The 14,241-nt window shown below is 60.1% G+C and carries 12 protein-coding genes; 6 read left to right on the top strand and 6 right to left on the bottom strand.

All coding sequences use genetic code 11. From position 1 onward, the window contains the following. Positions 1–97 precede the first annotated feature (97 nt). From P0D68_RS14735 to P0D68_RS14715, 5 genes are all read left to right on the top strand, one after another. Complete coding sequence (locus tag P0D68_RS14735) at positions 98–2,434, top strand: DUF3141 domain-containing protein (RefSeq protein ID WP_408296631.1); 2,337 nt, start codon at positions 98–100, stop codon at positions 2,432–2,434. Between the two features lie 38 nt (positions 2,435–2,472). Next, entirely contained in the window at positions 2,473–3,411 is a 939-nt protein-coding gene (locus tag P0D68_RS14730; RefSeq protein ID WP_408296634.1) for a phosphate acetyltransferase, read from the top strand. Positions 3,412–3,415: 4 nt separating this feature from the next. Continuing rightward, positions 3,416–4,603, top strand: a complete 1,188-nt coding sequence (locus P0D68_RS14725; RefSeq protein WP_408296637.1) for an acetate/propionate family kinase — start codon at positions 3,416–3,418, stop codon at positions 4,601–4,603. Positions 4,604–4,669: 66 nt separating this feature from the next. Beyond that, positions 4,670–5,452, top strand: coding sequence for an enoyl-ACP reductase FabI (gene fabI / locus P0D68_RS14720; protein WP_408296640.1), 783 nt, complete (start codon positions 4,670–4,672; stop codon positions 5,450–5,452). A gap of 25 nt (positions 5,453–5,477) precedes the next feature. Beyond that, positions 5,478–5,789 (top strand): hypothetical protein, encoded by a 312-nt coding sequence (locus P0D68_RS14715; protein ID WP_408296643.1) that lies wholly within the window; start codon positions 5,478–5,480, stop codon positions 5,787–5,789. A 16-nt stretch (positions 5,790–5,805) separates the two neighbouring features. Here P0D68_RS14715 and ydiK read toward each other — a convergent pair whose 3' ends face one another. The 6 genes from ydiK to P0D68_RS14685 form a co-directional block, all read right to left on the bottom strand. Beyond that, the gene (gene ydiK, locus P0D68_RS14710; protein ID WP_408185278.1) at positions 5,806–6,981 is read right to left on the bottom strand and encodes an AI-2E family transporter YdiK; all 1,176 of its coding nucleotides are present in this window, start codon (positions 6,979–6,981) and stop codon (positions 5,806–5,808) included. A 20-nt stretch (positions 6,982–7,001) separates the two neighbouring features. Then, complete coding sequence (gene arcC, locus P0D68_RS14705) at positions 7,002–7,934, bottom strand: carbamate kinase (protein ID WP_408296646.1); 933 nt, start codon at positions 7,932–7,934, stop codon at positions 7,002–7,004. Positions 7,935–7,998: 64 nt separating this feature from the next. Beyond that, entirely contained in the window at positions 7,999–9,009 is a 1,011-nt protein-coding gene (locus P0D68_RS14700) for an ornithine carbamoyltransferase (RefSeq protein WP_408185277.1), read from the bottom strand. A gap of 69 nt (positions 9,010–9,078) precedes the next feature. Continuing rightward, positions 9,079–10,335, bottom strand: coding sequence for an arginine deiminase (arcA, locus tag P0D68_RS14695; protein ID WP_408297004.1), 1,257 nt, complete (start codon positions 10,333–10,335; stop codon positions 9,079–9,081). Positions 10,336–10,817: 482 nt separating this feature from the next. After that, on the bottom strand, positions 10,818–11,405 hold the full coding sequence (locus P0D68_RS14690) for a hypothetical protein (protein WP_408185276.1): 588 nt from the start codon (positions 11,403–11,405) through the stop codon (positions 10,818–10,820). Positions 11,406–11,497: 92 nt separating this feature from the next. Continuing rightward, positions 11,498–11,947, bottom strand: coding sequence for a glycine zipper family protein (locus P0D68_RS14685; protein WP_408185313.1), 450 nt, complete (start codon positions 11,945–11,947; stop codon positions 11,498–11,500). Positions 11,948–12,466: 519 nt separating this feature from the next. Here P0D68_RS14685 and P0D68_RS14680 point away from each other — a divergent pair. Continuing rightward, positions 12,467–14,200 carry a SulP family inorganic anion transporter gene (locus tag P0D68_RS14680; protein WP_408468584.1) on the top strand — a complete coding sequence of 578 codons (1,734 nt, stop codon included), beginning with the start codon at positions 12,467–12,469 and terminating at the stop codon, positions 14,198–14,200. Positions 14,201–14,241 lie beyond the last annotated feature (41 nt).

Here is a 14,241-nt window from a genome sequence, read left to right as displayed (position 1 = left end):
GGACGCTACGCTACTCAAAGCGTGCGTGCAGGTATGAAGAACGTGGCTGCCGTCTCCCGCTGGTGATCATTTCTTGTTCCTTTCCGAGGGTTGCGCAATGGATGCAGGAGCACAGTTGTCCCGCAGTCAGGATATCGCCACGAAGATTACTCGCGTGTTGCAGAAGCGCACACACGGCGCACAGGAACGGTTGACTCAACGTGTGCGCGATGCGTTTAACGGCGATCGTGCCGTCAAGCATGCCGCACATACAGTGGCTGCGCCATTCGACCCATTGCAGGCATGGCAGTACGCGATCGACGTTGCGCAGCGCTCGTTGCTGTTTTGGGACGTTCTGGTCGAGCGCGGCACCGAGTTCGTGGAGCGAAGCGCGCAAGGGCCGACCCCCGTGCTGCATTTCGACTACGACGTCATTCTCGACGGGCGGCAATTCGAGCGGCCCGTGAACTATGCGCTACTCCAGCTTCGCCCGCCGGAAGGCGTGGTGGTGGACGCGAACAAGCGCCCTTATCTCATCATCGATCCCCGCGCGGGACATGGCCCGGGCATCGGTGGCTTCAAGGACGATTCGCAAGCCGGGGTGGCGCTTCGCGCGGGACATCCTGTGTATTTCGTGGTGTTCTTTCGTGATCCCGAACCTGGTCAGACACTGCTCGATGTCTGCACGGCAGAGCAGCAGTTCGTGAGGAAGGTGCGTGCGCGGCATCCATCAGGCCCGAAGCCGGCTATCATCGGCAACTGCCAGGGCGGCTGGGCCGCGATGATGCTGGCCAGTTCCGATCCCGACGAAACCGGACCCGTCGTTATCAACGGGGCGCCGATGTCGTACTGGAGCGGCGCGTGGAGCGAAGGTGAGAGCGACAATCCAATGCGGTACGCGGGCGGGATCCTCGGCGGTTCGTGGCTCGCGTCGTATGCGGCGGATCTCGGCGACGGCAAGTTCGACGGAGCCCATCTGGTCCAGAACTTCGAAAACCTGAACCCCGCCAATTCGCTATGGGACAAGTATTACCATCTGTTCTCGAACATCGATACGGAGCCGCCTCGTTTTCTGGAGTTCGAGCGCTGGTGGGGCAGCTACTACCTGATGAATCGCGAGGAAATTGAGTGGATCACGCGCAATCTCTTCGTCGGCAACAAGCTGTGGTCTGGCGAAGTGAGCAGCAGTGGCGGGAAGCCATTCGATTTGCGCGAGATCCGCTCGCCGATCATTCTGTTCGCTTCGATGGGCGACAACATCACGCCACCTCAACAGGCGTTCAATTGGGTCGCCGATATTTATAAGAGTACGGAAGAAATCAAGTCGCGCGGGCAGGTGATCGTTGGTCTCATGCATCAGGACATCGGTCACCTCGGCATCTTTGTATCCGGCAAAGTCGCAAGAAAGGAACATACGCAGATCGTTTCCGTTCTGGAAACGATCGAGACGTTCCCGCCGGGCCTATACGGCATGTCGATCAAGGAAGTAAAGAGCGATTCGGGGGAAACCGGATACGAAGTCGAATTCAGCGAACATCGGCTCGAAGAGATCGCCGCGCATTTCAACCGTTTCGAGCGCGTGGACGAGAAACCGTTCGAAGCGGTTGCCGCTCTGTCAGACTTCAATCAGCGGGCGTACGAACTCTTCACCCAACCCATCGTGCAGTCTTTGAGCAACGAGACGACGGCCCGCATGCTGCGCGAGTTTCATCCGCTTCGTTTCCAGCGTTGGGCACTGTCCGACATGAACCCCTGGCTCGGCTGGCTGCATCCTGCCGCCAAGGCGGTCAAGGAAAACCGCCAACCGGTTGATCCAGAAAACCCGTGGCATCAGGCCGAGAAAACCGGGTCCGACATCGTGAGCGCCTCGCTCGACTATTACCGGGCAATGCGCGATGCCGCGACCGAGGCAACGTTTTTCGGCATCTACGCGAATCTCTACTCGATCTATCTCGCCGACCGCAATCCGCATGCGAACCGCACGGATTCGGTCCCGCCCGATCCTCGTGATCTGCCGTTTGTGCGCACAGCGCTTCAGGCGATCGGGGAGGGTGGCTACACCGAGGCGCTGGCCCGCGCGGCTTTTCTTCTTGCGCGCAAGGGTGAGCCCTTACCGCTGGCCCGCCTGGAGATGCGCAAGGAATTGGCTGAGAGCTACGCTGACTATCTTCCCGACATTGCTGCCGACCAGTGGCGGCGCATTCGGGGCGAGCAGGAAATTATCGCCAGCTACGAACCCGATCAGGCGATCGCCACGCTGCCGACTCTACTCGCACATGACGAGGACAGAAGCCGCTTTCTAGAGTTGATCGACAAACTCGTCGCGGACGAGCGCGTACTGAATTCAGCGCCTACCGACGCGCAACGGTCGGCCCTCGAACGCATCCGCTCGGTACTCATGCCGCGCCCCGAACGCAAGCGTCCGGTTGCGGTGCCCGACCGGGTGCGCCGATGAGCCCGCACGCCACAGCAGAACCGACGATAGGAAAGCCGATGGAAGCCCAGCATGCGAAGTATCAGCGTCTGATCGAGTACTGCAAAAATTTGCCGGCTTTGCCGACAGCCGTCGTGCATCCATGCGATCGCAGTTCACTCGAAGGAGCCGTCGAGGCAGCAAAGATGGGCCTGATTGCGCCGTTGCTCGTCGGGCCACGCGCACGCATCGAGTCGCTTGCCGCTGAGCATGGCATTGATATATCCGCCTATCCGATCATCGATGCGCCGTTTAGCCACGCGGCGGCTGCCGCGGCGGTTCAGCTCGTGCGCGAAGGCAAGGCCGAGGCACTGATGAAAGGCAGTCTGCACACGGACGAGTTGATGGCGGAAGTCGTTAAGCGGGATACCGGACTGCGAACGGCGCGGCGCATCAGTCATTGTTTCATCATGGACGTGCCGCAATATGACGAAGCGCTGATCATTACCGACGCCGCGGTGAATATCACGCCGTCGCTCGAAGAGAAGGTCGACATCCTGCAGAACGCGATCGATCTGGGACACGCGTTGCAGTTTCCGGAAGTGCGTGCGGCGATTCTGTCCGCGACCGAGACCGTCAATCCGAAAGTGCCGTCCACTGTCGAAGCCGCCGCACTTTGCAAAATGGTGGATCGCCAGCAAATTACTGGCGCACTGGTTGACGGTCCGCTCGCGCTCGACAATGCAATCAACCTCGAAGCTGCACGAATCAAGCAGATCGACTCACCGGTTGCCGGACGCGCCAACCTGCTGATGGTGCCGGACCTGGAGGCGGGAAACATGCTCGCCAAAAGCCTGTCCTTTCTTGCCGGCGCGGATGCAGCGGGTATTGTGCTTGGCGCGCGCGTGCCGATCATTCTGACGAGTCGCGCGGACTCCGTGACGACACGTCTTGCCTCGTGCGCGGTCGCGGCGCTTGTCGCCAAGGCCCGGCGTGAGGCCGGCAAGATTGTCGGGTGACGCCATGGCCGACGTGATCCTCGTATTGAATGCCGGCTCTTCAAGCCTGAAATTCTCCGCATTCGATGCGGGAACGACCGACCTCGACCTCGTTTTGCGCGGCCAGATCGAAGCGCTGTACACGGTCCCGCGTTTCAGCGCGACGGATCGGCATGGTGAAGCCGGTAGCAAGGAATGGGGTGCGGGCTACGAACTCGGCCATCTGGGCGCGATTGAGTATCTCTCCGCGTTTCTGCGCAGCCATGGCGACGGGCATCGCCTGACGGCGGTCGGTCATCGGGTCGTGCATGGCGGCCAGCGATTTTCCGATGCCGTTGTGGCGACACCGGCTATTGTCGACGAACTCGAGAAGCTCGCTCCACTTGCGCCGCTGCATCAACCGCATAACTTGAAGCCTATCCGGATCATCTCGCAGTTGCGTCCGGACGTTACGCAGGTTGCGTGCTTCGACACGGCATTTCACCACACGCAGAGCGAGACTTCGCGCGCCTACGCGCTGCCTGTGGCCATTACGGAGCGGGGCGTGCGGCGGTATGGATTTCACGGGCTGTCGTACGAATACATCGCAAGCGTGTTGCCGGAGATTTCGCCGGCGGCTGCGGCTGGCCGGACCATCGTCGCGCATCTCGGCAATGGCGCAAGCCTGTGTGCGATGGTTGGTGGCAAGAGCGTAGCCAGTACGATGGGATTCACGGCGGTAGACGGCCTGCCGATGGGAACGCGTTGCGGAAGCCTCGACCCGGGCGTGATTCTCTATCTGCTCGATGAACTGAAGATGGATGCGCGGGCCATCGAGGATCTGATCTACAAACAGTCAGGCTTACTCGGCATGTCGGCCGTGTCGAGCGACATGCGTGTGTTGCTGAATAGCGCTGAGCCGCGCGCCCGTTTTGCGCTGGATGTGTACGTCTACCGGATTGCGCGCGAAATCGGCAGCCTTGCTGCGGCGATGAAGGGCATCGACGGGCTGGTGTTTACTGCCGGAATCGGCGAGCACGCGGCCACGATTCGCGAGCGTGTTGTGATGGACGCGGCGTGGCTGGGAGCCGAGCTCGATAACGTGGCGAATCAGAGGGGCGGTCCGCTGATCAGCCTTCCGTCGAGCAAGGTGGCGGTTTGGGTTGTTGCCACAAACGAGGAACTCATGATTGCCCGTCACACGCAGGCGGCTGTCCACGCGTTGAAATCATGAGCATAGTTCCACGACGCGAAGTGTCACGCTTGCCAGCACCCAAGAGCCCTATCCAGGAGTTTTATCATGCCGATCGAGCAACCGCGTTTGATCCTGAAAGATGCGAAAGCGCTAGTCACGGGTATCGCTAACGAACACTCGATTGCGTATGGATGCGCGAAGGCTTTTCACGAGCTTGGGGCCAGCCTTGCGATCACTTACGCGAATGAAAAGACGAAGCCTTACGTGGAGCCGCTCGCCAAATCGCTCGATGCGCAGATCTTCATGCCGCTAGACGTGACGCGGGAGGGCGAGCTCGAAGCAGTCTTCGGGAAAATCGACGAACTGTGGGGGCAACTCGACATTGTCGTGCACGCCATCGCATGGGCGCCAAAGGCGGATCTGCATGGCGGGTTGTTGAATTCTTCGTGTGAGGGCTTTCTAAGCGCCATGGATATATCCTGCCATTCGTTCGTACGAATGGCGCGCCTCGCCGCGCCGCTAATGAAAGAAGGCGGTACGTTGTTGACGATGAGCTATTACGGTGCGAATAAAGTGGTGCCGAACTACAGCGTGATGGGTCCCGTGAAAGCCGCCCTCGAAGCCTGTACGCGTTATCTGGCGCACGAACTCGGGCCGAAGGGCATCCGCGTACACACTATCTCTCCCGGCCCTCTCAAAACGCGCGCTGCGTCCGGGCTCAAGGATTTCGAACTCATGTTGAACGAGGCAGTGCAGCGTGCGCCTCTGGGCGAGGTGGTCGACATCATGGATGTGGGCTACACCTGTGCATTTCTTGCGACGCCGTACGCGCGGCGGCTATCCGGCGAAACGTTGTATATCGACGGGGGCCTCAACATCATGGCGTGATCCAACCGTCAAAGGCGGTGCCATCATGAACGCAATGGATACGACAATCATTCAGATCAGCTCCCCGCTCTTTAGCGACGAAAATACGCTTTGCTTTTCGGCACACGCTTTGGGCTGGGGCTATTGTGCATTCTCTCTCGATCGCGACACGGCGTGCGAAGTGCTCGGCGCGGCCGACCATTCGAACAGGCAGACGCTGCTGGCGTTCGCGCTTGGCCAGGTAAAGATACGGGAGGCTGTGAGCCGGGCAATGCGGCCGCGTTGTGGAGAACGCATCCGGCTCACCGGAGCAGATTTCCTCGAGAATGAGAGCATTGCCTCAGTCCAGCCTGACTGAACGAGGCGCTCGCATCTCACCCGTCCGCAACGGGGTGCGTCGTACTGTCAACTGGCTGAGGGGGCTGAGGTTGGACATCCGGATTCTCTGCGGCGAAAGTTCGGGGAGCCTCGATCCACGCTATGAGCAGATGATAAGTCACTGCGAGGATGACCGGGCCGATGAACAGGCCCACCGGTCCCAAGGCGAGCAGACCGCCTATTACACCAGTGAGGATAAGCACCATTGGCAGTGCTATTGCGCGGCGAATCAGGATGGGGCGCAGAATGTTGTCGAGCACTGAAACGCCAATGGTCCAGACGAGCAGCAAAATAGCCGGCAATCGAGCGTCATGCATGAACAGATAGGCGACGCAGCCGAGCATCGGCAGAAGCGGTCCGATCTGCACGAGGCACATCAGGAGCAGTAGGGCGCTCAGCACGCCGGCAAACGGAATGCCCGCGATCCAGATGCCGGCCGCGCCGAGCGAAGCCTGAACGACTGCCGTGACCACGACACCCAGGGCGATTGCGCGGATCGACTGGCCCGTGAGATGAACGATGTTGGCGCCGTTTTCCGGCGAGACACGCAAGGCCAGGCCCGTCACGAGCTGCACCGCCGATTCGCCTTTGGCAAAGAGCAGTCCGCAAATGATGATCAGCAGGATCAGTTGCACGGCAAACGAGCCAACGAGGCCCACTTGAATCACCATCCACCTGGCGGCGACAGCCGCATAAGGCTGCAATTTTGCGAGCATGCCGCCGGGGCCCGCGTCGGATAGCGATTGCCACTCGCGCACAAGACTCCCTGTCAGCGGCAGGCTGGCGAGCCAGTGGGGCGGGGACGGAAGCGCATAGTTGGGCAGCGCTTTGACAAAGGCCATGATGTCTGCTGCATGGTCGGCAAGCGTGGAGACAGCGCCGTATGCCGGTATGCAGATAACGACGATCTCGAGCAGCAGCAGCACTGTCACGGCCAACCCCCGGCTTCCGCGCAGGTACCGCTGGATCTTCAGCATGAGCGGCCAGGTCGTCACGACGATCGTCGTAGCCCACATCAGGGCGGGCACGAAGGGATGCACGATGTACAGACTACCGCCGACCAGCAGAAAAAGCGCGCTGACAGCCAGCACGATTCGGGCAAGGTCGACCGCGGGTCGGACCATCTGACGTCCGGATTCCGGCGGCCGGGTCGATTGAGCCGGGTGTTCCATCGTGCGCCTTCCTTTACGGCCTAGCTGGAATACTGAATTCCGCGCTCACCAGTACTGATGCGTGTTCCCGCGCGGCGTTCGGTGATGGCAACGATATCGGGCAGCGCGCCGATCACTGCATCCTTGCCGGTATTTCGGGCAAACTCGATTGCAGCCATGACCTTCGGACCCATCGATCCCGCCGCGAAACCCAGCTCTTCCAGCGCATCGGGATGGGCGACCGAGATCGCTTTTCTGGTTGGCTTGTCCCAATCCACGTAGGCCGCGTTGACGTCGGTCGCAATGATCAACATGTCGGCGTCGAGTTCCTGTGCGAGCAATGCTGAACACAGATCCTTGTCGATGACAGCCTCGACCCCGGACAGCTTGTGGTGCTCGTCATACACGGTGGGAATGCCCCCGCCACCCGCACAGATGACGATCGTGCCATGCTGCAACAGCCATTTGATCGGCCGTATTTCGAATATATGCTTGGGGCGCGGGCTTGCGACCACACGGCGAAACTTGTCGCCGTCAGGGGCGATCGTCCAGTTTCGCGCTGCGGCGAGACGTGTGGCCTCTTCCTGTGTGTAGACGGGGCCGATGGGTTTGGTGGGATGTTGAAATGCGGGATCGGCCGCATCGACTTCGACTTGCGTCAGGAGCGTGGCGAAAGGCACTTCATAGGGCAGCAGATTGCCCAGTTCCTGTTCGATCATATAGCCGATCATGCCCTCGGTTTGCGCGCCGAGAACGTCTAGCGGATATGTCTCCACATCTTTATAGGCCGCGCCTTGCAGCGCGAGCAGGCCGACCTGAGGACCATTGCCATGCGCGATGACGATTTCGTTGTCCGGTACGATTTGGGCAATCTGTTCGGCTGCAATTCGTACGTTGGCTCGCTGATTTTCGGCGGTCATAGGCTCGCCACGGCGCAGTAGCGCATTCCCACCTAATGCAACGACTATCCGCATGATGCGCTCCCGAGTGACGGTCCCTGCCTGGACATGACCGTTGATGAAATTCAGTCCCGCCGGATCAGAGGTCCGCGAGTGTCGAGACCAGAATAGCTTTAATCGTATGCATCCGGTTCTCTGCCTGTTCGAATGCGATGTTCAACGGCGATTCGAAGACCTCTTCCGTGACTTCGATGCCGTTCGCGAGATTCGGATATTGGGCAGCGATCTGCTTGCCGACCTTTGTTTCACTGTTATGAAACGCAGGAAGACAATGCATGAACCGGACTTGAGGATTTCCGGAGGCTTTCATCATGTCCATATTGACCTGGTAGGGCAGGAGCATCTGGATGCGCTCTTTCCAGGCTTCAACGGGTTCGCCCATCGACACCCACACGTCGGTATGCACAAAATCGACACCCTTGACAGCAACCTTCGGATCTTCGGTCAACGTTAGACGTGCTCCTGTTTCCGCGGCAAACTGCTGGCACATTGCGACGTGATCCTCATGTGGCCAAAGCGCTTTCGGCGCGCCGATCCTTACGTCCATGCCGAGCTTCGCGCCGATGAGGAGCAACGAGTTGCCCATATTATTGCGAGCGTCCCCCAGGTACGCGTAACTGATGGCGGGGAGCGGCTTGTCCGTATTCTCCCTCATCGTCAGCACATCGGCCAGCATCTGTGTGGGGTGATACTCGTCTGTCAGACCGTTGAACACGGGTACGCCGGCATATTGCTCGAGTTCGTCGACGATTTCCTGTTTGAAGCCGCGATATTCGATAGCGTCGTACATGCGCCCGAGTACCCGGGCAGTGTCCTTCATGCTTTCCTTATGCCCGATCTGCGACGAACTCGGATCAATATAAGTGACGTTGGCACCTTGATCATAGGCGGCGACTTCGAACGCGCAACGAGTGCGCGTCGAGCTCTTTTCGAAGATCAGCGCGATGTTGACGCCTTTCAGATGCTGTTGTTCCGTCCCCGTGTATTTCGCGCGCTTGAGGTCTCTGGAGAGGTCGATCAGATACCGCAACTCCCTGCTGGTGTGATGCACGAGGCTAAGAAGACTTCTGTTTCGCAGATTAAAGGCCATGTCGCTTCTCCGTCAGAGATGAGTTCGGCGGGAGGTAGTCGGATTGACTGGCGGGCATTGGGGTGCCATTCAAAAATCGACCGCATCCCTGCTGATCGGGCATGTCATGCAATGACCGCCGCCCCGGCCGCGCCCCAACTCACTGGCCGCAATCGTGATGACTTCTACGCCGGCTTTACGTAGGAGCGTATTCGTGTAGGTGTTGCGGTCGTACCCCACCACCACGCCAGGCTCGATGCAGACCACATTATTGCCGTCATCCCACTGTTCTCGTTCCGCGGCAAAACTGTTTCCACCGGTCTCGACCACGCGCAAACAAGGCAGGCCGAGCGCTTCCGCCACTACGTCGACGAACGGCTTTTCTTCGCGGCGAATAGTGAGCCCGGATGTGCTCGATTCGTCCGCGCGTACCGAGAAGGCAACGATCTGGTTGACTACTTCCGGGAAGATCGTGACGAGATCGCGGTCGCAAAAGCTGAACACCGTATCGAGGTGCATCGCGGCGCGTGACTTTGGCAGGCCCGCAACGACGACCCGGTCGACCACGCCCTTACTGAAAAGCGACTGGGCCAGTTCGCCGATAGCCTGCCTTGTCGTGCGTTCGCCCATGCCGACCAGAACCGCACGGTTCCCGATCGGCATGACGTCGCCACCTTCAAGCGTGGCCGACCCGTGATCCTTATCGGGATCGCCATACCATATCTGGAAGTCTCCTGAGGCGAAGTCAGGATGGAACTTGTAGATGGCGGAAGTGAGCAGCGTCTCCTGGCGACGGGCAGGCCAATGCATGGGATTGAGCGAAACGCCGCCGTAGATCCAGCATGTCGTATCGCGCGTGAAGAGAGTGTTCGGCAGAGGCGGCAGAACGAAGCTCGAATAGCCCAGATATTGCCTGTACATCTTCAGAATGCCACTGTGCTCGGTGTCAGGCACGTCCTCGGCCACCACGCCGCCTATCAGGAACTCCGCGATGTGGCGCGGTTCGAGCCCTTCGATCCAATGACGCACTTCCTGTGCGAGGCTGACGCCCACCGTGTCCGTGCGAATCTTGCGGTCGAGTATCCAGCTCAGTGCTTCCGGGTTGTGCACTGTCTCTGTCAACATGTTGTGCATCTCGACGACATCGACGCCGCGCTCGCGCATCTTCGTGACAAAGTCGAAGTGGTCGCGTTTGGCCTGGCTGACCCACATGACGTCGTCGAAAAGTAGTTCGTCGCAGTTGCTGGGTGTGAGTCGCTGATGCGCGAGCCCGGGAGAGCAAACCATCACTTTACGCAACCTGCCTACTTCGGAGTGAACGCCGAATGCGGTCTTTTCCTTGGTCATCATGTGTCTCCCCATGTTCGAGGGTGAGGAATCCTTATCGCAACGCCAACCATCAACCCGGCGACAAGCACGGCCGACATGCCACTCGGCAACATGCTGGGTGGGACAATAGAAGGGGCGACGGCGAAAGCGCCATGCGAATGGGTACGCATCGTTCGCGTGTCGTCTTCGAATCAGGCAAGCCTGATCTGGGTACGATTGCGTTTCGACCAATGTGAGCGTGAAAGGCAACGCACACAATAAGACTTTGGTCCGACGCCCGTTGATAGCCAGATACCGGACGATAAAATCGCCATGCCGATTTCTTCTGGCGCTCGCCGACGTGGACCGCAACAAGGCCGCGGAAGAATCCACCATGCTTGCTTTCGAGTAGCGCAGCTTCCACGAGTACGGGAGCACCGCGTGGTGGGCGGGGAGGGAGGGGAAGGTCCGCGGGTCGTGGTCAACCGTGGGGTGCCGGGGTCGCGGCCGAATCCCGACAATCACTTGACCACTGCGGGCTCCACAGAAATGGCAACGGCCTCGTTGTACACCACTTGCACCTGATCGCCTTTCTTGATCAATTTGAGCTGCTCGGGGTCCTGCACGATCAGGTCCAGTGAATTGCCTTGCGGTCCTCGCAGGGTTACCGCGCCAGTTTGATGATTGACGGCAGTGACGTTCGCCATGACCGTCACCTCGCGACTTGCCGTTCCACCAGGCTTCGCACCGAGTGGTGCGCGCGTAATGTTCTGACTCTCATTGGCGGAGAGTGGCGCACTGCCTTTCTTCAGCGTGACGGTTAATGCCTGAGAGTATTCCGCTGTAACACTGTCGCCGAGCTTGAGTTGGCCGAAATTATGCGCTTCCTCGCCCACTACGAGTTGCACGACTTTGCCTTTCGCATCCTTTAACCAGACCGTGCGGGTTTCCGGCTCTATGCCGACCACCGTCGACGTTGTTTTGATCGTCCCAGTGACGGAGACCTTGCCGGGCGCACTTGTCACGCCCACTTTGGGTTCTGTTTGCGCGAATCCCGCCTGTGCCAGGGCCGCGAGCGTCGCTACGATGATGAGTTTCTTGCTGTTCATGATGCTCTCCTTGGACACCCGGTCTTTTTTTTGCGGGCGCGGTAGTGGGATGCCGTCATCAGGACATGTGTGGCTTCACCGGTGGGAATTGCTCACTTGATGGTGTACCCACGGCCTTCCATACACGCGCCCCAGGCACGATTGAACGTATCCATCGCGCCTTGAGTCTGTGACTGGGCGGCAGCCCCGGCAGCCCGCCGGTTCTGGCGTGCTCGCGAGCCTCCGACCATCGTGCCTGCCGTCGCGCCGATCGCCGCGCCTTTGCCCGCATCGCCCGCTATCGCGCCGACCACTGCGCCACCGGCTGCGCCACGCGCCGCACCTTGAACGCGCTCGCCACCGCCCACCGCGGGACCCGAAGGCGGAGGGGGGGCATTGGCGACGGCAGCCGGGTCCACACCCGTATTGCTCTTCGCCCACGAGTAACACGCGGCGTCGTCCTGCTGCTGCATTTGCTGGCTTTGTCCCTTCGACGGATACGCGATGGGCTTCGCCTCCACCACGCCTTCGAATGACACCGCGCCGGCCAACGCAGCGCAAATACAGCACTTCGTTAAGTTATTCACGGCAACTCCTTACTCGAGCCTTCGCCGATACAAACGGGTGCTCACGTCTCTGCGCCATATCGGAGATGGGACGGTGGCGACCATGTCTGGTCCGGCGTGTCAGATGACGCGTGCAGTTTCGCTCCAGCGCAGAGGTGGCCGGATCGCGTTCATCATTGCTTTTCACGCCCCTCATGCGCAATCAGACCATGGTCGTATTCAACGGAGCGGATCTGCAGGTGCGGCGACTGCTGCGCGCGGATCGCGGCATAGCCGCGTAGCCACATCGTAGCGGCGTTGTAGAGGCCTGGAGGCGGCGCATACCCGACCTTCTAAGACCTTGGTCCGATGCGAATCGCACCGCGTAAGCGGTAGGCTTGAAGATCGAGGCTGGCCGCTCGGGTCCCGCGTTGTGGAGAAGCGGAGAAGGGAATTCCCTATCGGCTATCCGCTATAGAAACAGCGGGCGACGTCTGTGCCTGCCGTTAATGCTTCGCGCCATGAGGGAGCACCTTTATGCGCAATCGGTCCTTGCCGCACCACGGTTCCGGTTTCCATCTGCCCGTGCTCGAATGGGTACACGGCTATCAGAAGTCCTGGATCAAACCGGACGTCATTGCGGGTGTCACGGCGTCGGCTGTTGTATTGCCGAAGGCGATGGCGTATGCGACGGTTGCGGGCCTTCCTGTGCAGATCGGACTCTATACGGCACTTGTGCCCATGGTGATCTACGCTCTGTTGGGCACGTCGAGGCCACTCAGCGTTAGTACGAGCGCAACGCTGGCCATTCTGACCGCTACCGCGCTCGGTCAGGTGGCGCCAGGCGGCGGGGTGGCGCAACTGGCCATTGCAACCGCTACGCTCACGCTGCTTGTCGGTATCGTCCTTGTTCTCGCGGGGCTGCTCCGGCTCGGGTTCGTCGCGAACTTTATTTCCGAGCCGGTGCTCACGGGGTTCAAGGGCGGCATCGCAATCGTCATTGTGCTCGATCAATTGCCTAAACTAATTGGCCTTCACGTCGTGAAGGGTTCGTTCTTTCACAACGTGTATGCGCTCTTCGCAGGGCTTCCTCACGCATCGGTGGCGACCGTCATTGTCGGCGTCGTGACGATTGCGATCCTCGTCGCACTCGAGCATCTCTATCCGAAGTCACCGGCGCCGCTCATTGCGGTAGCGTGCGGGATCGCCGGTGTTGGCCTGCTTGGACTGCAGAAATACGGGGTTGGCGTCGTCGGCCACATTCCGACCGGGCTGCCGTCGCTCGTGATTCCGGACTTCTCGCTGATCGAGCAACTGTGGCCTGCTGCCGCGGGCATTGCACTGATGAGCTTTACCGAAACCATTGCTTCAGGGCGAGCGTTTGTGCAGAGCGGAGAGCCCGCGCCGCTGCCAAATCGGGAATTGTTGGCGACAGGCCTCGGTAATGCCGCAGGCGCACTGGTGGGTTCGATGCCTGCGGGCGGCGGGACCACCCAGACGGCGGTCAATCGCCTCGTGGGTGCGCGCACGCAACTGGCAGAACTGGTCACGGCTGCCGTCACCCTGGGCACGATGCTGCTGCTCGCGCCGCTGATCGGTCTCATGCCGCATGCGACACTCGCGGCCGTGGTGATCGTCTATTCGATCGGCTTGCTCAAGCCGGCGGATTTCCGCGCCATTCTGGCAGTCAGGCGGACCGAGTTCATCTGGGCGCTCGTGGCGCTCGCAGGCGTCGTCTTGCTGGGTACGTTGAACGGTATTCTGATCGCCATTCTCGTATCGCTCGCGGCGCTCGCCTATCAGGTGTCTGATCCGCCTGTGTATGAGTTGCGTCGCAAGCGCGGCACCAACGTATTCCGCCCGATATCCGAGCAGCACCCCGACGATGAACATGTCCCGGGACTCCTGCTTCTGCGGCCCGAGGGACGCATCTTCTTCGTCAACGCTTCGAACATTGGTCACAAGATCACCCCGCTCGTCGAGCGCGCGCATCCTCAGGTGATAGCGCTGGATATGAGGTCGGTATTCGATCTGGAGTACACGGCGCTGAAGATGCTGACTGAAGCAGAGAAGCATTACCGCGAAAACGGAGTGTCCATATGGCTCGTCGGCCTCAGTCCCGAGGTTTTTGCCGTAGTGCAGAACGCGCCGCTCGGCAAGACGCTGGGACGCGAGCGGATGTTTCTCAACCTCGAGCAGGCGCTTGCCGCCTGGTGCGCGCGGGACGGTAAGCACGCTGCGCCGGACGCGCCACGGGGCATCGTGCACTGAGCCATCCAGGATCGTTGAAGTTACGGAGTGAAGGGCGAAAG

This window comes from Paraburkholderia sp. RL17-380-BIE-A (assembly GCF_046028085.1).
Taxonomy (GTDB): domain Bacteria; phylum Pseudomonadota; class Gammaproteobacteria; order Burkholderiales; family Burkholderiaceae; genus Paraburkholderia.
Note: the sequence above shows the minus strand (reverse complement) of the source record. Positions and strands in the feature narration are given on the sequence as shown.

Bases quoted from the DNA above. Each gene is read 5' to 3' on its own strand.
- P0D68_RS14735 (WP_408296631.1), top strand. From the start codon at position 98: ATGGATGCAGGAGCACAGTTGTCCCGCAGTCAGGATATCGCCACGAAG.
- P0D68_RS14730 (WP_408296634.1), top strand. From the start codon at position 2,473: ATGGAAGCCCAGCATGCGAAGTATCAGCGTCTGATCGAGTACTGCAAA.
- P0D68_RS14725 (WP_408296637.1), top strand. From the start codon at position 3,416: ATGGCCGACGTGATCCTCGTATTGAATGCCGGCTCTTCAAGCCTGAAA.
- fabI (WP_408296640.1), top strand. From the start codon at position 4,670: ATGCCGATCGAGCAACCGCGTTTGATCCTGAAAGATGCGAAAGCGCTA.
- P0D68_RS14715 (WP_408296643.1), top strand. From the start codon at position 5,478: ATGAACGCAATGGATACGACAATCATTCAGATCAGCTCCCCGCTCTTT.
- ydiK (WP_408185278.1), bottom strand. From the start codon at position 6,981: ATGGAACACCCGGCTCAATCGACCCGGCCGCCGGAATCCGGACGTCAG.
- arcC (WP_408296646.1), bottom strand. From the start codon at position 7,934: ATGCGGATAGTCGTTGCATTAGGTGGGAATGCGCTACTGCGCCGTGGC.
- P0D68_RS14700 (WP_408185277.1), bottom strand. From the start codon at position 9,009: ATGGCCTTTAATCTGCGAAACAGAAGTCTTCTTAGCCTCGTGCATCAC.
- arcA (WP_408297004.1), bottom strand. From the start codon at position 10,335: ATGACCAAGGAAAAGACCGCATTCGGCGTTCACTCCGAAGTAGGCAGG.
- P0D68_RS14690 (WP_408185276.1), bottom strand. From the start codon at position 11,405: ATGAACAGCAAGAAACTCATCATCGTAGCGACGCTCGCGGCCCTGGCA.
- P0D68_RS14680 (WP_408468584.1), top strand. From the start codon at position 12,467: ATGCGCAATCGGTCCTTGCCGCACCACGGTTCCGGTTTCCATCTGCCC.